Below are 20,701 nucleotides of genomic sequence, written 5' to 3' on the forward strand. Positions count from 1 at the left end.
CGAACATGAAGAACTTCAGCAAAGTCATGACCGGTACGCTTCTCGCACTGTCGATCGGCAGCGCGTTTGCCGCAGGCGATCCTGCCATCGAGCACAACACTCAGGCCTTTCTCGATGCCTTGAATTCGGGCACTGGCAAACCCATCGAGCAGTTGTCGCCCAAAGATGCCAGGGCCGTGCTGGTCGGAGCACAGGCGGGGGTCAAACTGACGCTGCCCAAAGCCGATGTCAGCGAAAAGACCATCAATGTCGATGGCCAGCCGATCAGCCTGAATATCGTGCGCCCTGCTGGCGTAAAAGGGACCTTGCCGGTTTTCATGTTCTTCCACGGCGGCGGCTGGGTACTGGGTGATTTCCAGACCCACGAGCGACTGGTCCGCGACCTGGTCGTGGGCTCGGGCGCGGTAGCGGTGTTCGTCAATTACACGCCTTCACCCGAAGCACATTACCCGACGGCAATCAACCAGGCCTACGCAGCGACCAGATGGGTAGCTGAGCACGGCAAGGAAATCAACGTCGACGGCAAGCGCCTGGCTGTGGCGGGTAACAGCGTGGGTGGCAACATGGCAGCGGTCGTTGCACTGATGGCCAAAGACAAAGGCACTCCGGCGCTCAGGTATCAGGTGCTGCTGTGGCCGGTGACTGACGCCAACTTTGATAACGGTTCATACAACCAATACGCCGAAGGCCACTTCCTGACCCGTAACATGATGAAGTGGTTCTGGGACAACTACACCACCGATGCCGCACAACGTAACGAGATCTACGCCTCGCCGCTGCGCGCCACCACCGAACAACTGAAAGGTCTGCCACCGGCGCTGATTCAGACCGCCAGTGCCGACGTGCTGCGTGATGAAGGCGAAGCCTATGCGCGCAAGCTGGATCAGGCGGGCGTGCCGGTCACGGCGGTACGTTACAACGGCATGATCCATGACTACGGTCTGCTCAACGTGGTCAGCCAGGTCCCGGCTGTCCGCTCTGCCATCCTGCAGGCGTCTCAGGAGTTGAAAGAACACCTGAAATAGCGCCCGAAATAACGGCAGAGGCTCAAACTTCAGCCGTAAAAAAACCCGCAGCGATGCGGGTTTTTTGCGTAACGGGGTTACAAAACCATGCTTACTTCGCACGGCCTTTGTAGGAACCGCCTTCACGGGTATCGATCTCGATCATGTCGCCGATTTCGATGAAGTCAGCAACGCTCAGCTCGGTACCGTTTTTCAGTTTGGCAGGCTTCATGACCTTGCCCGACGTGTCGCCACGAGCAGAGCCTTCGGTGTAGTCGACCTGACGCACGATAGTAGTCGGCAGTTCTACGGAAACCAGACGGTCTTCGAAGAATACGGCTTCACAAACGTCGGTCATGCCTTCTTCGACGAAAGGCAGAACGCTTTCGATGTCTTCGGCGTTCAGCTCGTACATGGTGTAGTCAGTGGTGTCCATGAACGTGTAGGTGTCACCGCTGATGAAAGACAGGGTGGCTTCCTTGCGATCAAGGATCACGTCGTCCAGCTTGTCGTCGGCGCTGTAAACGATCTCGGTCTTGTAACCGGTCAGCAGGTTTTTCAGCTTGGTTTTCATGATCGCGCTGTTACGACCGGATTTGGTGAATTCAGCTTTCTGAACCAGCCAAGGATCGTTTTCGAGACGGATCACAGTACCGGGTTTCAGCTCTTTACCAGTTTTCATTGCATATATCCGAATTTGGATGAAATTAACCAAAGGCTCTGTACGAGAAACAACCTGCGCAGGCCTTTTTCGTACAGAGCCTTGTATCAAGGCCGCGTATCATAGCGAATTTCCATAAAACTGCACCAGCGCCGTGGCAAGATCAGTCTGTGCGGCTTGTTGCTGGCACCAGTGCCCGGCGTGCTTTTCGAGTTCAGCCCAGTGTTCGGTGAGTGCCAGCCAGCTTTCGCTCAGGTCGCTGCCGATATTCCACTTCTGCCAGAACTGATTCACAGCATGCGCCGCCTCAGGCTCAAGACCCGCCAGGTAGAGCGCTAAAAACGCATCAAGCTTGGGCAGGTGCGCGTCGTCTTCCTGCTGATAGATGTGCCAGAGCATCGGCCGCCCCGCCCATTGCGCACGGACGAATGAGTCTTCGCCGCGCACGACGTTGAAATCGCAGCTCCACAGCAGTTGGTCGTAGCGTTCCTGGCGGATGAACGGTAACACCTGCACGGTCAGCCCTCCCCTTACCTGCATGAAACCTGCGTGTAACTCATCGCCGACACCCAGCCAGCGCTGCAGATCGGTGAGGATGCGTCCCTCCGGCACCAGCATGTGATTGGGCCGAGTGTCGCTGGCCAGCGCGTCAAGCCAGCTGCCCAGCCCGGGATTTTCATAGGCAAATACCGAGATCAAGCGGGCATCAGGCAACGGCTCGACACCCAACCCCTGCAAGAAACCTTGCCTCGCGGCCTTGTCTTGCTGAAATCGCTGGCGCTGTTCGATCAGGTTTCTTTCGCGCAGCAGGCCGCCCGTGGCGTCGGAAAATCCGGGAAAGAAAAAGAACTTCTTCAAACCGTTCAACTGTGGCGAAGGCAAACCGTGGCAACCCGAGACCCAGTCTTCGGCGCTGAGGTACTCAAGGTTCAACCACAGCGGCCTTGGCGAACGCTGCAGCATCGACTCGGTATAGGGCGTCGGCAGGCGGCAGGCAAAGGCCTCGATGACCACGTCAGGAATATCGCTGTTTATCCATTCAGCGGGCCACTGGCACACCCTCACGCCCTCTTGCCATTGCTGCTGAGCCTTAAGATCAGCGTCGGGACACAAGCGAACGAAAGCCGACAGGTCGTCGATCCATAAACGCACATGCAGACCCTGCTCGGCAACCAGCTGGCGTGCCAGACGCCAGGTCACGCCGGCATCACCGTAGTTGTCGACTACGCTGCAAAAAATGTCCCACGAGACTTTCATCGTGGCTCCCTGAGGCTGGATGGCAAAAAACGTTGATTGTCGTTCAGAACGCCCCGTTGCCACCAGCCTGATGCCACTGGACAGCACAGTTTTCATGCCCGGCCATCAGGCATGGCACAATCGCATCTGTTGCCCTGCAAGGAGTTCAGCCATGTCATCCACTACCCGCCGTCGCGACCTGTATGTGTCGTTGAAATTGATTGTCTGCATTGCGCTGGGTATCTGGCTGGGCGCAATGGCGGTGTTCCTGACCGCTCTGCTGTATTACAAGAGCCTGCCCCCGGCGCAAACCCAGGCGTTGGAAAACGCCGCCGCCCAGCTCACCGCCCCGCCTGCACAAAAAAATGCCGCGCCGTCCGCCCCGCAGACTGAAATGTTCCGCAAATACGAGCAAAGCCTGCGTGAAAGCGAGGCCCGTCAGGCCCGTGAACAGGCTCAGGAACAACAGCAGCGTACCTTCAACCGTTCCAAGTGTGATTTCTGGATTCAGCAGGACCGCACTGCGCCGAGCGAAAAAAGTCGCGCCAGCATCAATCAGTACTGCGGATAAACCATGAACAAGCAGGACGTGCTGCAATCGATCATCGACAAGCTGGAAATTGATCTGGACATCGCGCAACGGGCGGCACAGACCGCCTACGAAACGGCAACCCACGAAGAGAACATTGCCGAGAACAAATACGACACGCTGGGACTGGAAGCATCGTATCTGGCAGCAGGCCAGGCACGGCGTGTCGAGGAGATTCGCCAGTCGCTGGCGGCGTATCGGAAATGGTCGCTCAAGCCATTCGATGAATCACGCGGCATTCAGACCGGTGATCTGATCGCTGTCGAAGCCCTGAGCGGTCAGACGCAATACCTGTTTCTCGGCCCTGATGCTGCTGGTCTGAAGGTCAGCGCAGGTGAGCAACTGGTCACAGTCATCACTGCCAGGGCCCCGCTGGGGCAGAGCCTGCTGGGCAAATTCGAAGACGATGCCGTACAGATTGTCATCAACGGCAGCGGACAATCCTACGAGATCATACAAACGATGTGACACACCCGGCATCTGCAGGGTTGATCGCACCAAGTTTTTGTGGGTAAGGTGAAGCGTCGCCATCACCACCGCAACCGGGGCAACATCAAAGCAAACAAGGACTAAAACCCAAGGAGATTTTTCATGACGAACGTCATCGCTTTCCCTGACGCCCATGAACGTGATCGCCTGAAGTCCAGTCAAGATCCGGCGTTGAGATACCTGAACAAGAAAGAGCGACAGCTGATCGACCAACTGCGTTCGACCAGCCATGCGGGACGCCAGTACGTCTACGACTATGCCAGCATCATGCATTTGTCCAGGCCGTTGTATCCCGAACCTGTGGATTGACCCTGATTGCAGAGCCCGGCCAAAGGCTGCGCTGTTATATCAGCGCAGCTTCCAGGGTCATGTCTGCCGGGTTCAGCGTGTCAGCGAAAAGATCAGTGCAGAGATCGCCACCACACCGGCGGCCACCACAAAGTAGTTCGACCATGCACCTGCATATTTACGCATGGCGGGTACTTTGTAGACGGCATACATCGGCATCAGGAACAGCAGCGCCGAAATCACCGGCCCGCCCAGGGTCTCGATCATGCCCAGAATGCTCGGGTTCAGCGTTGCTACCAGCCAGCACACCACCAGCATGAAGGCTGCTGTCAGACGATCCAGCGCCTTCGGTGCAGGACGCCGCCCGGTTTTCAGAACCAGCCCTTTCAGGCCCTCGCTTGCACCGATGTAGTGGCCGAGAAACGATTTGGAAATAGCCACAAACGCAATCAGCGGCGCCACGAAGGCGATGGTCGGGTTGTTGAAGTGGTTGGCCAGGTAGGAGAGGATAGAAATGTTCTGTGCCTTGGCCTCGGCCAATTGGGCTGGCGACAGCGTCAATACGCAACTGAACACGAAGAACAGCACCATCACGACCATCAAGCCGTGAGCGCGGGCCAGTATCTGCGAACTGCGGACCTCGGCGTTTTCGCCGTACTGGCGTTTCTGATCAACGGCAAACGCCGAGATGATCGGCGTGTGGTTGAACGAAAATACCATTACCGGAATGGCCAGCCACAGGGTAGGCAGGAACGCTGAAGGCTCGGGAAAGGTGGTCGCGGTACTCAGGATGCCACCGGTCCAGTGCGGAATCAGGAATACCGCCAGAAACAGCAGTGCGACGATGAACGGGTAAACCATCAGGCTCATGGCCTTGACGATGATCCGCTCGCCACAACGCACCACGGCCAGCAGGCCCATGATCAGCACGAACGCCAGCGCTGCGCGTGGCGGCGGCGCTATGTGCAACTGATGCTCAAGAAAACTGCCCACGGTATTGGTGAGGGCCACGCTGTAGATCAGCAGGATCGGAAAGATCGCAAAAAAATACAGCAAGGTGATCAGCGCGCCGGCGCTTTTGCCGAAATGCTGCTCGACCACTTCAGTGATATCGGCCCCTTCACGCCCGGACAGTACGAAACGGGTCAGCCCGCGGTGGGCATAGAACGTCATGGGAAACGCCAGCAGCGCCAGCGCCATCAGTGGCCAGAAACCACCGATGCCTGCATTGATGGGCAGGAACAGCGTACCTGCGCCAATGGCAGTACCGAACAATCCGAGCATCCAGGTGGTGTCATTACGGTTCCAAGAGGCGATGCTCTCGGGAGCTACATCCAGGCGTTCTACGACGCCGTTAGCCTGATCATTCATCCGGTCGACTCTCCGTGGCCGGTTTATCAAAAAGGGCAGCGCGTCGAAAAAGCCGGCAGTTCAGCGCTCCCCTCGAAAACAGCGGGCGAGATTCTCCGGGATTGACGCCAGAAGTCAAAGGCTTGTAGGACAACAATTTCCGGACTGTAGGCAGGCAATCCCGTGCACGCCTTCTGCACAAAGGGCTGGAGAATGATCGACCTCTTGTCGACGACGTCGTGGTTTTACAGGGCAGCGCGCTCATTCAAGCAACGAGGGCCTGCATTCTGCGCGGGAACAGTTTGCGTTTTTCAGCCAGCTTCACTCATTAGCTGGATAAGCAGACAGGCGTTCTTTCACTTGATTCCGGCACAAGTTCTCATCACGATTGAAAGCCTGCTGCATCGATTCATCTATCCATGTATAAATGCGGTTACACATTGGCCCATCTCTGGAGACTCAGCGCATGCGTTACGCGCTCGATCATAAGGCCCAAACCCATCAACGTATCGTCAAGGAAGCGTCCATGCGCTTTCGTCGCGATGGCATTGGTGCTACGGGCCTACAACCTTTGATGAAGGCACTGGGCTTGACCCATGGCGGTTTCTACGCGCATTTCAAATCCAAGGATGATCTTGTTGAACAGGCATTGAGTCACGCCCTCGACAATGTAAAAGGAATCACCAGCGACGTTTTCGCCAGACAGGACTCGCTCAGTGAATTCATTGATCTCTACCTCTCTATAGACAGTCGCGATTCGCCAGACGGCGGTTGTCCACTACCGACCATGTGCCTGGAACTGGGTCAGCGCGACCAGCCCAGCGCGACGACGGATAAAATCATTCTTCACTTGCTGGAACTGTTCGATCAGTCTCTGGCGCAGACGGGTACTGAATCCAAGAGCCTGCCGGTACTGTCTACCTTGGTAGGCGGCCTGGTACTTGCCCGTAGTGCTTTTGACGAAGAACTGTCGCAGCGCATTCTGGACACGACCCGGGACTATCTCAAACAGGAGATAAAGAAGAGCGCCAACTGACTTATCGAAAACAGAACGTTATCAAGATCCGTTCTCGATAAAGCGTGCATAAACAGACAGGCCGATCATTGATCGGCCTGTTTTTTTTAATGGATAGAGCGAGGCTTAATCAATTGCCAGCTTCTCGCGATTCCTCTCCAGAATAGCCTTGCCAATGCCCTTTACTTCGATCAATTCATCGATGGAGGTAAACTCGCCATTGGCGTCCCGGTAAGCAACGATGGCATCGGCCTTGTTTTTTCCGATACCTGCCAGTTCTTTCTGAAGCATTTGCGCATCGGCGGTATTGAGATTGACCTTATCGTTACGTTGCTCGTGAACGGCCGCGGGCGCTGCGTTTTCCATGGTGGCGGGCGACACGGCGGAGGAAGACGGTGCCGCAGTGGCGTTGACCGCAACCGAGGCACTGGTGAGCAAGGCAAAGATCAAAGCACTGAAGATACGGGTTCGCATAGATAAGGCTCCATAACAGTTCGAGGCAGCATTTCACATGCTGTGCCTGAAACTTAGAGCACTGCCGCCGCCTGGAAAAGAAGTCGAGCGTTGCTGCCTATGTCCAGATCAATCAACGTATGTCTGCCGTTGCCGGGCCTTCGGTAATCGTTGATCAAATCACGGTTCGCCGCTGCGTTCCTGATACATCCAGTCAACGATTTCACCTTCCGGCGCATACCCGTTTACGGTTTCTCGCAGCAATTGACGCACGCTGTTGTAATCGTCGCGGTCCACCGCATCCAGCAGTTTTACAAGACGGCCCTTCAAGACATCCCACTGCAGGAAATCCTCATTCGCACTCATGATCATCGGGTGCTCGGTGGCGACGACGTTGTCACCGATCAATAGCTCTTCATAGAGTTTTTCACCGGGACGCAACCCGGTGAACTCGATGGAGATATCGCCCTGCGGGTTTTTTTCGGAGCGAATGGACAGACCGGACAGGTGGATCATTTTCTCGGCCAGTTCGACAATCTTGACCGGCTCGCCCATGTCCAGAACGAATACATCCCCGCCATGCCCCATGGAACCCGCCTGGATGACCAATTGCGCGGCCTCGGGGATGGTCATGAAGTAACGGGTGATCTTGGGATGCGTCACCGTCAACGGTCCGCCTGATTGGATCTGTTTGTGAAACAGCGGAATGACCGAACCGGACGACCCGAGCACATTACCGAAACGAACCATCGTGAAGCGCGTTTTGTTGACCTGATAAACGTTGGCCTTGTCGCCGAAGATCACCGGCGCGGTCTCGCGGCTCAGCGCCTGCAGTATCAGTTCGGCAAGGCGCTTGGTGCTGCCCATCACGTTGGTCGGGCGCACGGCCTTGTCAGTAGAGATCAGAACGAAGTTGGAAACACCCGCCTGCAACGCCGCCTGTGCGGTATTGAGCGTACCGACAACGTTATTGATGACTCCCTCGGCAATATTATGCTCGACCATCGGGACGTGCTTGTAGGCTGCAGCGTGATAGACCGTGTCGACCTTCCAGGTTTTCATGATCGACAGCAGTTTGGGATGATTGCGTACCGAACCGAGTATGGGCAGTAACTTGACCGAAAGAGACTCGCGAGCCGCTCGCTGCTCAAGTTCGGTAAGAATGCTGTAGAGGTTGAACTCGCTGTGGTCGAGCAACAGCAACTGGGTGGGCTGCAACAGTAATATCTGTCGGCACAGTTCTGAGCCGATCGAGCCACCTGCCCCGGTTACCAGCACCGTTTTGCCCTTGATGCAGTGCTCTAGCAGGTTGTCTCGGGCCGGTACCGCGTCGCGCCCCAGAAGGTCAGCGATATCGACTTCCTGAAGGTCGTCTACCTTGACCCTGCCGGCGGCAAGGTCCATGAAGCCGGGAACGCTTCGTACGTGCAACGGAAAGCCTTCCAGAAAGCCCAGAATTTCCCGGCGACGCCCGCGCGATGAAGACGGGATCGCCAACAGGATTTCCTGAGCACCGGTGGAATCTATCATTCGCTGGATATTTCGGGGTTTGTAGACCTGCAGGCCGGAAATCACCCGATTGGAAATCGATTCGTCATCATCAATGAACGCCACCGGATGCATCAGGCGTCCCATGCGCAAGGCAGCAACCAACTGGTTTCCTGCCGCGCCCGCGCCGTAAATGGCGACTTTCTGCAGACCATTGTCGCTCTTGGCAAAGGGGACGTGTTGCGCTGCCGCGAACCAGTCGCCGAGAAAATACTGGCGCATGGCCAGACGCAGGCCGCCGATCATCACCATGCTCAGCCACCAGTAGTTGAAGATGACCGAGCGCGGGACCAATTGCTGGTGATTGCTGTAAACGTAGACCATGCAACCGAGGATCAACGAAGACATCGTAACGGCCTTGATGATCGCAATCAGGGCGTCGTTGCCGAAATAGCGCATCACCGCTCGGTACATGCCAAAACGAATGAACAGTGGAATAGCTGCAAGCGGCGCACTGATGAACAGCCAGGTATGTTTCTCCAGAGGATTGATCAACTCATCAATTCCCAACCGCACGAGAAACGACATCCACAGGGCGAGCCAGACAAGAACAACGTCAGCAGCTACCTGAATTATTCGCTTTTTGCGGCGTGGTAGGGCCAGCAAACTGGCCCGCAACCTGCTCATCAATTGTTTAATGCTCCGTTATGCTACCGGTTGAAATATCACCTCAAACCGGTATTTGTGAAACAACCACGAGTCTGAGACAACCAGAAAACCGCTTCGTTACCCGATTTCCGCCTCACCGGCGCGGAACCTGAGCGCCAGTAATACAAGGGGGACGTAAGCAATTACCGTCCATATCAGCCCTTCGCCATCGCCCAACGCCACCCACATCGCTATAGGTAGCAGCCAAACCAGATTGATCAGCCCCACAGTCAGCGTGACCGGCGAATGCCTGCCGTAATGACGTGACGCGAACTGATACGCATGGCTGCGATGGGCCTCGTAGAGCTTTTCTCTGCGCAACAGACGTCGGACAAGCGTTACCGTGGCGTCGACAATAAACACACCCAGCAGAATCAGCCAGGACCAGAATAACTGAGGCGAGGCCCAGGAACCCTGAATGGATAGCACACCGAGCACAATTCCGAGAAATCCGCTGCCTGCATCGCCCATGAATATCTTCGCCGGCGGAAAATTCCAGTAAAGGAAACCGGCAACGGCAGCGGCAAGCAGAAGCACCTCCCACGACAGCCCGACATAATCACCCAGCGCATAAATGATGCTCATGCCCAGACACACCGTAACTGCCTCGATACCGGCGATACCGTCGATGCCGTCCATGAAGTTATAAAGATTCAACATCCATACCAGGTAGAACGCTGCGAGTACCTGGCCGACAGCACCGGGGGTGAATGTCCACCCCAGGATGTCAACCGGAGCGAGCCCGTCGAGCCAGAACAAAGCCCAGGCAGCGGCAAGAAAATGCCCCAGCAGGCGCCATCGTGCAGCGATGTGCCCATGATCGTCCATGAAACCGATCACGGCGACCAGTCCCCCCGAACCAACAACTGCGAAAAAAACCGATGCAGACAGATGCCCCACCCAGGCCAGAATTGCCATCGCAATGACAAAGGCAACGACGATGGAAACGCCGCCGCCCCTGGGTGTAGGTATGGAATGTGAGCTGCGGGCATTTGGAATATCGATCAAACTTCTGGCAAGGGCATACTTGCGCAGCAACGCCGTTAAAAGCAGAGACACAAAGGCAATAGCAATTACTGACAGCCACTCAATCATGCTTGTCGTGTTCCAGATAATATCGAGCAGTATCCTGCATGGCGTGTTCAATACTCACAGGTGGATGCCAGTCCAGCATCGTACAGGTTTTACTGATGTCGACCTGCAGCGAGCTGCATAACCGTTGTGAGAAGGCTTTCTTGCCAAGCAATGCTGCAGCGCTTTTCAACAGCGCTTCAGGCACCGGCAGCAAGCGGGCCGGTTTTCCAAGGGCCTTGCCCATTTCGCGCAAAAGCCGGGCTGTGGACAGGTCATCCGCGTCACTGACCAGAAATGTCTGGTCAGCTGCTGCAGGATGATCGATGCAGACCATGACCAGATCAGCCAGATTATCCACCGCCACCAGGCTTCGACGATTATTGATGGACCCGAGCGGAAGCGGCAGCCCTTTGTCGAGCCAGCGCATCATGCTCTTGAAGTTGGCCTTGACTCCCGGGCCGTAGACCAGAACCGGGCGAATGATCACAACCTGCATACCGGTTCGGGCAGACAGCTCGCGTAACCCCTCCTCGGCTTTCTGCTTGGAAACGCCATAAGCATCCAGTGGATTACATGGATCGTCGGCTCTGAACGGCGCACCGGGATGGGTAAACTCGCCGTTGGCCTTGATGGAGCTGAGGAAGATAAAGCGCCTGACCCCCGCCGCTGCGGCTTGCTCGGCAAGATTCAGCGTCGCAGTGACATTGGCGCGAAAGTATTCCTGATCCGGCTCGTCAGCGGTCTCGTTGAGTACATGGACCCGGGCAGCACAATGAATAACCACATGCGCCCCGGTTACAAGATCAGACCACTGGTTATCCGGAGCCAGCGACTGTGCGCTGACAACCTTGATGCGTTCTGAAGAGCAGGCATAGGCACCCCGCACCGCAACCCGAACAGAATGACCGGTGCGCTCGATCAATCGGCGCACAACAGCACTGCCCACGAAACCTGTCGCACCTGTTATTGCAACCAATGCAACATCACCGCTCATGCAAGAACGCCCTTCAAAATTGGCCAAATATTCCGTATGTGACGCTTTTTGACAACTGAAAATATCTTCAATCCATTTTATAACTTTCCCGTCGGCGTAAAAAACCCTTTTCGGCAGTGCACCTGAATCAACTGTATAAATGCCTGCATCAGTGACCCTCGGTCCTCCCGTATGGGACGTAGGTGATTTACATTAACCAGGGCCAGGTGCACACCTTGAAAATTCAATTACGCCTTCAACTGATAACTAGCGCGCTCGCCTATCAAGGAATAAGCAGCTCTACCGTTCTTTTTTCAAGCGCGTATTTACGACCCAGAATATTCCCCAGCACCTTTTTCGCAGTTGCCTCGCCGTGCACCAATCGAATCTGCACAGGCCACTCTTTCATGCCCGTGACGAAACCGACGAGTCCGGCCTGATCAGCATGAGCAGAATAGCCTTTGGCGGTATGAACCCCTGCGTGAATATCAAAGCGTTCACGATCCAGTTCGACATAGCCGCCCAACGGACCGTGCAACTGAATGGCTGCACCAGGTGTGCCCTTGCCCTGATAGCCCACAAACACCACGTTATGCCTGGCGTCGCCCAGCATGGCTTTCAGGTAATTGACAATTCTGCCTCCGGCGCACATGCCGTTGCCGGCAATCACGATGGCCGGACGCGCAGTGCTGGTCAGGTAGTTGACGGTACGCAGGTGCTCCTCATGCGTATCGACAGTGATCAGTTGCTCGAAGCCCAGCGGCTTTCTGCCGACATCGAGTCTTAGCCGGGCATCCTCATCCCAATAGTCTTCAAATGCCTGATAGACCTTCGTGAACCGGCTCGCCAGAGGCGAGTCAAGAATGATCGGCAACCTCGACCAATCGGCAGGCGGTATTTCACCTCCAGACGGGAGCACACTGTTTTCAGCAGAATGATTCGACGGCATTTTGCGCCGCAGAATATCCTCCAGCTCGTAGAGCAATTCCTGAGTACGGCCGATGCTGAACGCCGGTATCAGAACCGTGCCGTTATCTTCGAGTGCCTTGTCTATGATCTGCTCAAGTGCCTGCTGGCGAATGCTGCGATCCTCGTGAAGGCGATCACCGTAAGTGCTTTCCAGAATCAGAACATCCGCGCGTTCCGGGGGCTTGGGGGCTGGCAGAAACGGTGTGTGACTTGCGCCGAGATCACCGGAGAACACTACCCGCAGGGAACGCCCTTGCGCAGGGTAGTGCAGATCGCACTCGATATAGGCAGAACCGAGTATATGTCCGGCACGCTGCAGACGAACCCGGCAGTGCAATGTTTCGTGTTCGACCAGACTGAACCAGTTATCGAATGGCAGCGCGATGATTCTCTTGTTGATGAGCTCCAGGTAACGCTGTATTTGTTCGGGGTCATGCGCAAACTCGATCTTCAGGATATCTTCCATGACCAGTGGCAGCAGATGGGCGCTGGGCTCGCTGCACAGTATGGGTCCCTTGTAGCCAGAGGCCAGCAACTCGGGGATACGCCCGACATGGTCATTGTGCACATGGGTGACCAGCAGCGCCCTGATAGTCTCTGGGTCGAACCCGAATGAGGCGGCACGCTCACCGCGCTCCTGCACCGAGCCGCAGTCGATCAACAGGTTGCTCGAGGCGTCCATACACAATTGATGACAGGAACCGGTTACCGTATCGACAGCACCGTGATGAATGATTTCCGGATAAGACATGCAGTTACCTTTTCTTGCCAGCCTGTACTTGATGTTTGCAACATCCGGCATCGGATCTGAACAGTAAGTTTCGGCGCATTCTGCACGTGAAAGGCTTATTTTCAAGACTTGACACAAAGCTGTCAGGACAGCAGCAATCGGCGCTGCTAAAGAAGATAACCGGCTACCCCTTTAGAATGGGCACCTGAATTAAAAAAGAGATTAATCCTACACACTAAAGTAACTACTCTTCGTACAACAGAAGAATAAACTGACAGAATTATAAGCCCGATTTTTTGAAGAATACCGACGATAAGCGTGAAGCAAACGCCAGCCTCGAAACGCCGCATGCCATTCGATGGGGTGCAAGGGCGTGGAGAATACGCATATTACGTCGCCAGAAATGCATTCGGCGACGCCTGATCAGCGCTGCTCAAACGGAGCGAGGGGAAGGCGTACGTTTTTTGCGAAGACTGGATATCCATGTCAGCACCGGACCGATAACCATGCCCAGCAGCAGAGCCAGGACAACTGGCAATGCCAACGGAAGCTGGGGCGCTGACCAGCCGAAAAAAGTTACCGCGACAGATTGCCTGTTTTCAAGCACGAACACGGTTGTTGCCAAAACAGCAAGCAACACGGCGACGATCAAAATGACTCGTTTGAAGATACGCATCTGGTGATCCTGTGGTAAATGGCTTCAAAAGCCCTCTTCTTCATCCTCATTGACCCGATCCCGCAGCTCTTTGCCTGGTTTGAAATGCGGGACAAACTTGCCGTCGAGACTAACCGACTGGCCGGTCTTCGGGTTGCGCCCTACTCGCGGTGCACGGTAATGCAGTGAAAAGCTGCCAAAACCCCGAATTTCGATTCGGTCACCGGTCGCCAGGCACTGGGACATTTGTTCAAGCATGGTCTTGATGGCCAGCTCGACATCCTTGGATGAGAGCAGCCCTTGATGGGTGACAATTCGTTCGATCAACTCCGACTTCGTCATATTTTTCCCTTCTTTTTCAAGCAGCTAGATCAGCGCTTGGAAGGTTTTAGCATGACCGGATGAATTTGAACAGCCCATCTATTGACTTACGTTCAATACTGTCTACCAGGCATGAAAAGATTACACCCACATTACAGGCGAGACGTATCGGAAGGGAGCTGAAGCATTCGAAGAATAGAGACGGCCTGAGAGGCCACTGAGGACATTTGGCAGCCTGGGGAGTGCCTGTGCAGACATTCCCTAAACAAGAGCCTGTAAGACCTTAGCAGCAGAAATAAAAAAGGACGACCGAAGTCGTCCTTTTTGTGGTCAAGCAGAACTTAGTTCTGTTTTTCCATTTGCGCGCGCAGCAGGTCACCAATGGTGGTAGGACCAGTGCTTTCAGCGACTTCAGGCTTGCTACGCAGGCTCTGAATGGCTTCTTTCTCGTCTTCAACATCTTTCGACTTGATGGACAAGCTGATTACGCGGCTCTTGCGGTCAACGCTGATGATCTTGGCTTCGATCTCTTCGCCTTCTTTCAGAACGTTACGCGCGTCTTCAACGCGGTCACGGCTGATTTCGGAGGCTTTGAGGGTCGCTTCGATGTCGTCGGCCAGGGTGATGATGGCGCCTTTGGCGTCAACTTCTTTAACGATACCGCGAACGATAGCGCCCTTGTCATTGACAGTGACGTACTCGGAGAACGGATCGCTTTCCAGCTGCTTGATACCCAGCGAGATGCGCTCACGCTCAGGATCAACAGACAGGATCACGGTGTCGAGCTCGTCGCCCTTCTTGAAGCGACGTACGGCTTCTTCGCCCACTTCGTTCCAGGAGATGTCGGACAGGTGAACCAGGCCGTCGATGCCGCCGTCCAGACCAATGAAGATACCGAAATCGGTGATCGACTTGATGGTGCCGGAGATTTTATCGCCCTTGTTGAACTGGCCAGAGAAATCTTCCCATGGGTTGGATTTGCACTGTTTGATGCCGAGGGAGATACGACGACGCTCTTCGTCGATGTCCAGAACCATGACTTCCACTTCGTCGCCAACCTGAACGACTTTCGAAGGGTGGATGTTCTTGTTGGTCCAGTCCATTTCGGAAACGTGTACCAGGCCTTCCACGCCTTCTTCCAGCTCTGCGAAGCAGCCGTAGTCGGTCAGGTTGGTAACACGCGCGGTAACGCGGGTGCTTTCCGGGTAGCGAGCCTTGATAGCAACCCATGGATCTTCACCCAGTTGCTTCAGACCCAGGGAAACACGATTGCGCTCGCGATCGTACTTCAGGACCTTTACATCGATCTCATCGCCAACGTTGACGATTTCCGATGGATGCTTGATGCGCTTCCAGGCCATGTCGGTGATGTGCAGCAGGCCATCGACGCCACCCAGATCGACGAATGCGCCGTAATCGGTGAGGTTCTTGACGATACCCTTGACCTGTTGACCTTCCTGCAGGGACTCGAGCAGAGCTTCGCGCTCGGCACTGTTCTCGGCTTCCAGAACACTGCGACGGGAAACGACAACGTTGTTGCGCTTCTGGTCCAGCTTGATGACCTTGAACTCGAGCTCTTTGCCTTCCAGGTGAGTCGTGTCACGCACAGGGCGGACGTCAACCAGAGAACCAGGCAGGAACGCACGGATGCCGTTAACGTCGACAGTGAAGCCGCCTTTAACCTTACCGTTGATAACGCCCTTGACCACTTCTTCAGCTGCGAAAGCCGCTTCCAGAACGATCCAGCACTCGGCACGCTTGGCTTTTTCGCGGGACAGCTTGGTTTCGCCAAAGCCATCTTCGACCGCGTCCAGCGCAACGTGAACTTCATCGCCGATCTTGATGGTCAGCTCGCCAGCGTCGTTGTGGAACTGTTCCAGCGGGATGAGGCCTTCAGATTTCAGACCGGCGTGAACCGTAACCCAACCTGCCTGGTAGTCGATATCAACGATGATAGCGGTGATGATCGAACCAGCCTGAAGGTTGAGGGTCTTTAGGCTTTCTTCAAAAAGTTCTGCAAAGCTTTCGCTCATTTTAATTCCTGTTGATCAAGGGCGAAGAATACGCCCATCTGCCACGCTCCAGACAACGTGGGTTTCGTTCAAGTAAAAGAAAGCCTGCGGGACTATGACTGGTCTCCCACACGCTTCTTCGTCATCCGGCGATACCGCGAAGTGCGATTTCGCTCAGAATGCGTTCCAGCACCTGCTCGATGGACAATTCAGTGGAATCCAGCTGTATGGCGTCGTGCGCCGGCTTCAGCGGTGCTACCGCTCGCTGGGTGTCACGCTCGTCGCGTGCACATATCTCATCTAGCAGACTCGACAGACTAACATCATCGCCCTTGGCCTTCAACTGCAAGTAACGTCGACGCGCACGCTCCTCGGCACTGGCAGTGAGGAAAATCTTCAGTGGCGCATCCGGGAACACCACGGTGCCCATGTCGCGACCATCCGCAACAAGCCCCGGCTCCTCCTGAAAAGCGCGCTGGCGCAACAGCAAGGCGTCGCGCACCGCCGGCAGCGAAGCTACCTGCGACGCGCCGCTGCCTACCTGCTCGTTGCGAATGGCGTGGGTGACATCCTCGCCTTCCAGAATGATGCGCTGCCCCTGCCCGGCCGCAGTCGCTTCGAACTGGACATCCAGATGAGCGGCCAGAAGCTTGAGCGCTTCTTCATTGGTCAGGTCGACGCCATGATTGCGCGCGGCAAAAGCCAGCAGGCGATACAAGGCACCGGAATCAAGCAGGCACCAGCCGAGTTTTCTGGCCAGCAATCCGGCTACAGTGCCCTTTCCGGAACCGCTGGGTCCGTCGATGGTGATAACGGGAGCTTTGATTTTCACTTTTTGTCCTCTTGCGCTACACGCATGCCAACTTGAGCGCACAGCGCCAGAAAATGGGGAAACGATGCGGCGGCATCCGCGCACGCTTGAATACGGATGGGCGCCGAAGCCCTCAACGATGCAACGCGAAACGCCATGACGATACGCTGATCGCTGCGAGCATCAACCTCGCCACCACCCGGCACACCGCCTTCGATAATAATGCCATCCAGCACAGGCTCGGCTTCGATACCCAGAGCCAGCAGACCATCGGCCATCAGCCTGACGCACTCTGACTCATCGGCTTGCAGCGCCTGTGCGCCGCGCAGAATGGTACGCCCTTCTGCACACGCTGCGGCAACAAGCAGCACCGGAAATGTATTGATCGCCAACGGCACCAGCGCTTCAGGAATATCAGCCCCTTTCAGCCGGGCGGAGCGGACATGCAGGTCTGCGAGCGTCCCGCTCGCCAGTTTGCGGACATTTTGCAGCACGATATCGCCGCCCATCAGGCGCAGGATATCGATCGCCCCCTCACAAGGGGAACTGACCGGGACGTCCTCGAGCAGCAAGTCGCACCCTTCGCTGATCGACGTCGCCACCATGAACAGCACCGCAGACATGACATCCACCGGCCCTTTGATGTGGTGGCTCACGCTATCCGCAGGCCCGCCGCGAACCTCACGATGGTCGCCAGACGCTGTATCGACCCGGGCACGACTGGCCAGAATTCTGCCGAAGTGCTCCCTGGCTGCGCGAGCGCGTCTGAACACGTCCATCAGTTGTGCGCCGTCGCCTGCATCTACCGCGTCGCGCAAGGCATCGAGATCTGTACGAAAGCTGTCCAGCGTGCGCAGTACTGCTTGCCGATTGGCCATGAAGATGTCGTGCCACATGGTCGGATCGCTGCCTGCGATACGCGTGAAATCACGGAAGCCGCCAGCGGCATACCTGAATATGTCCAGATTTTCATTACGCTTGGCCAGTGAGTCGACCAGACCGAATGCCAGCAAATGTGGCAGGTGGCTGGTTGCAGCCAACACCTCATCGTGACGCTCGACCTGCATGTGCTCGACATCGGCACCCAAGGCAGACCACAGCCGGTCGACAATCGTCACCGCTTGAGGATCGGTCTCAGCCAGCGGGGTCAGAATGACCTTATGACGCCTGAACAGCGCCGCATTGGACGCTTCAACGCCACTCTGCTCGGACCCGGCAATCGGATGCCCAGGCACAAAACGTGACGGCATATGGCCGAATGCCTGGCGTGCAGCGCTGACCACATTGCCTTTGGCGCTGCCAACATCGGTGAGAATTGCGTCACCCAGCTCCAGCGGTGCAAGCAGCGCCAGGAGCTTTTCCATAGCCAGAATCGGCACCGCCAACTGAATCACGTCGGCGCCACGACAGGCCACGGCAAGATCGGCTTCACAGCGATCCACAACGCCCAATTCGACTGCCAGCTTTCGCGACTGCGGATCAAGATCGACGCCGACGACTTCGCGGCACAGGCCGCTTTCGCGCACGCCCTTGGCGAAGGAGCCGCCGATCAGCCCAAGCCCCACGACCACCAGACGACCGATCAACGGCCGGGCCGCTTGTTCCGAAATTACATCAACCACGCGAACACACCTGACAGCCCGACAAGACAACAAACAAACGGATCATGTACAACGCCCTCAAAGAACCGCTTTCGGGTAGGAACCCAGCACCTTCAAGGCAACGGCTTCACTGCTGATTTTTTCCAGCACGGCCTTGACCAGCGGGTCCTGGTGATGGCCGACGAAGTCGATGAAAAACACGTAGGTCCACTTGCCACTGCGCGACGGGCGGGTTTCGATGCGTGTCAGGTCCAGACCGCTCTCGTGAAACGGCACCAGCAGCTCGTGCAGCGCACCCGGCTTGTTGCTCATCGACACAATGATCGAGGTCTTGTCATCGCCGGTCGGCGGCACTTCCTGATTGCCGATGATGAGGAAGCGCGTGGAGTTGTCCGGGCGATCTTCGATCTTTTCTGCAAGACGCGTCAGACCATACAGACCTGCTGCCATATCGCCAGCGATGGCCGCCGAGTTCCACTCGCCCTTGACCCGCTTGGCGGCTTCGGCGTTGCTGGCAACGGCGACGCGCTCGACATTCGGGTAATGGGCATCCAGCCATTTGCGGCACTGGGCCAGCGACTGAGCGTGGGAATAGATGCGCGTGATGCTTTGCGTCTTGGTGCTTTCGCCCACCAGCAAATGGTGGTGGATACGCAGCTCGACTTCGCCACAGATGACCATGTCGTGTTCAAGAAAGCTGTCGAGCGTGTGGTTGACCGCGCCTTCGGTGGAGTTTTCCACCGGGACCACGCCAAAATTCACGGCACCGGCAACCACTTCACGAAACACTTCGTCAATCGCAGCCATCGGCAGACTGATGACTGCATGCCCGAAATGCTTCATCGCGGCGGCCTGGGTAAACGTACCCTCAGGGCCGAGATAGGCGACCTTGAGCGGCTGTTCAAGCGCGAGGCAGGAAGACATGATTTCGCGGAACAGCCGCGCCATCTCTTCGTTGCTCAACGGCCCGCGATTGCGTTCCATGACTCGCCGAAGCACTGCAGCTTCGCGCTCCGGGCGATAGAACACAGGCACTTCGCCTTCAGCCAGCGAGGACATCTTGACCCTGGCCACTTCCTGGGCACAGCGGGCACGCTCGCTGATCAGCTCCAGAACTTTCTCATCGAGGCTGTCGATACGGACGCGAAGCGCCTTGAGTTCTTGCTCGGACATCAGCCGTGCTCCTTCTCGAAGTCTTTCATGTAGGCCACCAACGCGTTGATGGCGTTGATATCGATTGCGTTGTAGATGGATGCACGCATGCCGCCCACCGAGCGATGGCCCTTGAGGTTGAGCAGACCGTTTGCGTCGGCACCGGCCAGGAACGGCTTGTCGAGACGATCGTCAGCCAGACGGAACGGCACGTTCATCCACGAACGATCGGGCTTGTTGATCGGGTTGCTGTACAGCTCGCTGGCGTCGATAAAGTCATACAGCGTGCGCTGTTTGATTTCGTTGCGCTTGCCGATTGCCTCGACACCGCCCTGCTCCTTGAGCCATTCGAAGACCAGCCCCGACAGGTACCAGGCGAGAGTCGGCGGCGTGTTGTACATCGAGCCGTTGTCGGCAGCGACCTTGTAGTCGAGCATGGTCGGGCACAGCGAGCGCGCGCGACCCAGCAGGTCTTCGCGAATGATCACCACCACGATGCCGCTGGGGCCGATGTTCTTCTGGGCGCCAGCGTAGATCATGCCGAAACGCGAGATGTCCACCGGGCGCGAGAGGATGTCCGAAGACATGTCGGCAACCAGCGGCACGTCGCCGGTTTCGGGAATCCAGTTGAATTCCAGACCACCAATGGTTTCGTTTGGCGCGTAGTGAACGTAGGCAGCATCCTTGGACAGCTTCCACTCGTTCTGACCGGGAATGGCAAAGTAATCGTAAGGCTTGGCGCTGGCGGCGACGTTGACCGTGCCATAGCGCGATGCCTCGTCGATAGCCTTCTGCGACCAGATGCCGGTATCGATGTAGTCGGCCTTGCCGTTTTCCGGCAGCAGGTTCAGCGCAATCTGGGCGAACTGCTGGCTCGCGCCGCCTTGCAGGAACAGCACTTTGTAATTGGAGGGGATGGACAGCAGATCGCGCAGATCCTGCTCGGCCTTGGTGGCAATGGAGACGAACTCGTCACTGCGGTGGCTCATTTCCATGACGGAAAGGCCTTTGCCGTGCCAGTCGAGGAGTTCCGCCTGGGCACGCAGCAGAACAGCTTCAGGAAGCGCGGCAGGACCTGCGCAGAAGTTAAAGGCTCGCTTGCTCATATCCACTCTCGTCAAA

General features: G+C 56.3%; 20 protein-coding genes. 5 read left to right on the forward strand and 15 right to left on the reverse strand.

The window, feature by feature from the left end:
- The first annotated feature begins 5 nt into the window (after positions 1-5).
- Positions 6-1,025: an alpha/beta hydrolase gene (locus KP808_RS18045; RefSeq protein WP_058401282.1), complete on the forward strand. Its 1,020-nt coding sequence runs from the start codon at positions 6-8 to the stop codon at positions 1,023-1,025.
- A 91-nt stretch (positions 1,026-1,116) separates the two neighbouring features.
- On the opposite strand, the gene KP808_RS18050 is transcribed toward KP808_RS18045, so the two are convergent.
- Positions 1,117-1,686 carry an elongation factor P gene (locus tag KP808_RS18050; protein ID WP_002554550.1) on the reverse strand — a complete coding sequence of 190 codons (570 nt, stop codon included), beginning with the start codon at positions 1,684-1,686 and terminating at the stop codon, positions 1,117-1,119.
- A 99-nt stretch (positions 1,687-1,785) separates the two neighbouring features.
- The gene (gene earP / locus KP808_RS18055; protein ID WP_230016606.1) at positions 1,786-2,922 is read right to left on the reverse strand and encodes an elongation factor P maturation arginine rhamnosyltransferase EarP; all 1,137 of its coding nucleotides are present in this window, start codon (positions 2,920-2,922) and stop codon (positions 1,786-1,788) included.
- Between the two features lie 151 nt (positions 2,923-3,073).
- Here earP and KP808_RS18060 point away from each other — a divergent pair, with 151 nt between their 5' ends.
- The 3 genes from KP808_RS18060 to KP808_RS18070 all read left to right on the forward strand — a co-directional run bounded on the left by KP808_RS18060 (position 3,074) and on the right by KP808_RS18070 (position 4,288).
- Complete coding sequence (locus tag KP808_RS18060) at positions 3,074-3,472, forward strand: hypothetical protein (protein WP_230016607.1); 399 nt, start codon at positions 3,074-3,076, stop codon at positions 3,470-3,472.
- Positions 3,473-3,475: 3 nt separating this feature from the next.
- A complete protein-coding gene (locus KP808_RS18065) occupies positions 3,476-3,958 on the forward strand; it encodes a GreA/GreB family elongation factor (RefSeq protein ID WP_057413385.1) in 483 nt (160 codons plus the stop codon).
- A 123-nt stretch (positions 3,959-4,081) separates the two neighbouring features.
- The gene (locus tag KP808_RS18070; RefSeq protein WP_002554553.1) at positions 4,082-4,288 is read left to right on the forward strand and encodes a hypothetical protein; all 207 of its coding nucleotides are present in this window, start codon (positions 4,082-4,084) and stop codon (positions 4,286-4,288) included.
- A gap of 72 nt (positions 4,289-4,360) precedes the next feature.
- Here the strand turns inward: KP808_RS18070 and KP808_RS18075 are convergent, their stop codons facing one another.
- Positions 4,361-5,638: an aromatic amino acid transport family protein gene (locus KP808_RS18075; RefSeq protein ID WP_230016608.1), complete on the reverse strand. Its 1,278-nt coding sequence runs from the start codon at positions 5,636-5,638 to the stop codon at positions 4,361-4,363.
- Positions 5,639-6,083: 445 nt separating this feature from the next.
- On the opposite strand from KP808_RS18075, the gene KP808_RS18080 reads away from it, so the two are divergent.
- Complete coding sequence (locus tag KP808_RS18080) at positions 6,084-6,653, forward strand: TetR/AcrR family transcriptional regulator (RefSeq protein WP_058401277.1); 570 nt, start codon at positions 6,084-6,086, stop codon at positions 6,651-6,653.
- A gap of 105 nt (positions 6,654-6,758) precedes the next feature.
- Here KP808_RS18080 and KP808_RS18085 read toward each other — a convergent pair whose 3' ends face one another.
- From KP808_RS18085 to serC, 12 genes are all read right to left on the reverse strand, one after another.
- Positions 6,759-7,106 (reverse strand): ComEA family DNA-binding protein, encoded by a 348-nt coding sequence (locus KP808_RS18085; RefSeq protein WP_044345380.1) that lies wholly within the window; start codon positions 7,104-7,106, stop codon positions 6,759-6,761.
- Between the two features lie 159 nt (positions 7,107-7,265).
- Positions 7,266-9,260, reverse strand: a complete 1,995-nt coding sequence (locus tag KP808_RS18090; protein ID WP_058401276.1) for a polysaccharide biosynthesis protein — start codon at positions 9,258-9,260, stop codon at positions 7,266-7,268.
- A gap of 99 nt (positions 9,261-9,359) precedes the next feature.
- Entirely contained in the window at positions 9,360-10,376 is a 1,017-nt protein-coding gene (locus tag KP808_RS18095) for an MraY family glycosyltransferase (RefSeq protein ID WP_058408393.1), read from the reverse strand.
- Positions 10,369-11,349 carry a UDP-glucose 4-epimerase family protein gene (locus KP808_RS18100; protein WP_058408394.1) on the reverse strand — a complete coding sequence of 327 codons (981 nt, stop codon included), beginning with the start codon at positions 11,347-11,349 and terminating at the stop codon, positions 10,369-10,371. The genes KP808_RS18095 and KP808_RS18100 overlap by 8 nt, the downstream gene beginning before the upstream one ends.
- 262 nt (positions 11,350-11,611) lie before the next feature.
- Positions 11,612-13,048: an MBL fold metallo-hydrolase gene (locus tag KP808_RS18105; RefSeq protein ID WP_230016609.1), complete on the reverse strand. Its 1,437-nt coding sequence runs from the start codon at positions 13,046-13,048 to the stop codon at positions 11,612-11,614.
- 412 nt (positions 13,049-13,460) lie between these two features.
- Entirely contained in the window at positions 13,461-13,703 is a 243-nt protein-coding gene (locus KP808_RS18110) for a lipopolysaccharide assembly protein LapA domain-containing protein (protein WP_002554560.1), read from the reverse strand.
- A gap of 24 nt (positions 13,704-13,727) precedes the next feature.
- The gene (gene ihfB, locus KP808_RS18115) at positions 13,728-14,024 is read right to left on the reverse strand and encodes an integration host factor subunit beta (protein WP_002554561.1); all 297 of its coding nucleotides are present in this window, start codon (positions 14,022-14,024) and stop codon (positions 13,728-13,730) included.
- Between the two features lie 320 nt (positions 14,025-14,344).
- Complete coding sequence (gene rpsA, locus KP808_RS18120) at positions 14,345-16,036, reverse strand: 30S ribosomal protein S1 (RefSeq protein ID WP_002554562.1); 1,692 nt, start codon at positions 16,034-16,036, stop codon at positions 14,345-14,347.
- Positions 16,037-16,157: 121 nt separating this feature from the next.
- The gene (gene cmk, locus KP808_RS18125; protein WP_002554563.1) at positions 16,158-16,847 is read right to left on the reverse strand and encodes a (d)CMP kinase; all 690 of its coding nucleotides are present in this window, start codon (positions 16,845-16,847) and stop codon (positions 16,158-16,160) included.
- On the reverse strand, positions 16,844-18,448 hold the full coding sequence (locus KP808_RS18130; RefSeq protein ID WP_230016610.1) for a prephenate dehydrogenase/arogenate dehydrogenase family protein: 1,605 nt from the start codon (positions 18,446-18,448) through the stop codon (positions 16,844-16,846). The genes cmk and KP808_RS18130 overlap by 4 nt, the downstream gene beginning before the upstream one ends.
- Before the next feature lie 57 nt (positions 18,449-18,505).
- Complete coding sequence (pheA, locus tag KP808_RS18135) at positions 18,506-19,600, reverse strand: prephenate dehydratase (protein ID WP_002554565.1); 1,095 nt, start codon at positions 19,598-19,600, stop codon at positions 18,506-18,508.
- Positions 19,600-20,685: a 3-phosphoserine/phosphohydroxythreonine transaminase gene (gene serC / locus KP808_RS18140; RefSeq protein ID WP_002554566.1), complete on the reverse strand. Its 1,086-nt coding sequence runs from the start codon at positions 20,683-20,685 to the stop codon at positions 19,600-19,602. The genes pheA and serC overlap by 1 nt, the downstream gene beginning before the upstream one ends.
- Between the last annotated feature and the right edge of the window lie 16 nt (positions 20,686-20,701).

The organism is Pseudomonas savastanoi (assembly GCF_020917325.1).
In the GTDB taxonomy this organism is placed as follows: domain Bacteria; phylum Pseudomonadota; class Gammaproteobacteria; order Pseudomonadales; family Pseudomonadaceae; genus Aquipseudomonas; species Aquipseudomonas amygdali.

What these genes read in the sequence shown, in the direction of transcription:
- KP808_RS18045 (WP_058401282.1), top strand. Translation starts at nt 6, where the DNA reads ATGAAGAACTTCAGCAAAGTCATGACCGGTACGCTTCTCGCACTGTCG.
- KP808_RS18050 (WP_002554550.1), bottom strand. Translation starts at nt 1,686, where the DNA reads ATGAAAACTGGTAAAGAGCTGAAACCCGGTACTGTGATCCGTCTCGAA.
- earP (WP_230016606.1), bottom strand. Translation starts at nt 2,922, where the DNA reads ATGAAAGTCTCGTGGGACATTTTTTGCAGCGTAGTCGACAACTACGGT.
- KP808_RS18060 (WP_230016607.1), top strand. Translation starts at nt 3,074, where the DNA reads ATGTCATCCACTACCCGCCGTCGCGACCTGTATGTGTCGTTGAAATTG.
- KP808_RS18065 (WP_057413385.1), top strand. Translation starts at nt 3,476, where the DNA reads ATGAACAAGCAGGACGTGCTGCAATCGATCATCGACAAGCTGGAAATT.
- KP808_RS18070 (WP_002554553.1), top strand. Translation starts at nt 4,082, where the DNA reads ATGACGAACGTCATCGCTTTCCCTGACGCCCATGAACGTGATCGCCTG.
- KP808_RS18075 (WP_230016608.1), bottom strand. Translation starts at nt 5,638, where the DNA reads ATGAATGATCAGGCTAACGGCGTCGTAGAACGCCTGGATGTAGCTCCC.
- KP808_RS18080 (WP_058401277.1), top strand. Translation starts at nt 6,084, where the DNA reads ATGCGTTACGCGCTCGATCATAAGGCCCAAACCCATCAACGTATCGTC.
- KP808_RS18085 (WP_044345380.1), bottom strand. Translation starts at nt 7,106, where the DNA reads ATGCGAACCCGTATCTTCAGTGCTTTGATCTTTGCCTTGCTCACCAGT.
- KP808_RS18090 (WP_058401276.1), bottom strand. Translation starts at nt 9,260, where the DNA reads ATGAGCAGGTTGCGGGCCAGTTTGCTGGCCCTACCACGCCGCAAAAAG.
- KP808_RS18095 (WP_058408393.1), bottom strand. Translation starts at nt 10,376, where the DNA reads ATGATTGAGTGGCTGTCAGTAATTGCTATTGCCTTTGTGTCTCTGCTT.
- KP808_RS18100 (WP_058408394.1), bottom strand. Translation starts at nt 11,349, where the DNA reads ATGAGCGGTGATGTTGCATTGGTTGCAATAACAGGTGCGACAGGTTTC.
- KP808_RS18105 (WP_230016609.1), bottom strand. Translation starts at nt 13,048, where the DNA reads ATGTCTTATCCGGAAATCATTCATCACGGTGCTGTCGATACGGTAACC.
- KP808_RS18110 (WP_002554560.1), bottom strand. Translation starts at nt 13,703, where the DNA reads ATGCGTATCTTCAAACGAGTCATTTTGATCGTCGCCGTGTTGCTTGCT.
- ihfB (WP_002554561.1), bottom strand. Translation starts at nt 14,024, where the DNA reads ATGACGAAGTCGGAGTTGATCGAACGAATTGTCACCCATCAAGGGCTG.
- rpsA (WP_002554562.1), bottom strand. Translation starts at nt 16,036, where the DNA reads ATGAGCGAAAGCTTTGCAGAACTTTTTGAAGAAAGCCTAAAGACCCTC.
- pheA (WP_002554565.1), bottom strand. Translation starts at nt 19,600, where the DNA reads ATGTCCGAGCAAGAACTCAAGGCGCTTCGCGTCCGTATCGACAGCCTC.
- serC (WP_002554566.1), bottom strand. Translation starts at nt 20,685, where the DNA reads ATGAGCAAGCGAGCCTTTAACTTCTGCGCAGGTCCTGCCGCGCTTCCT.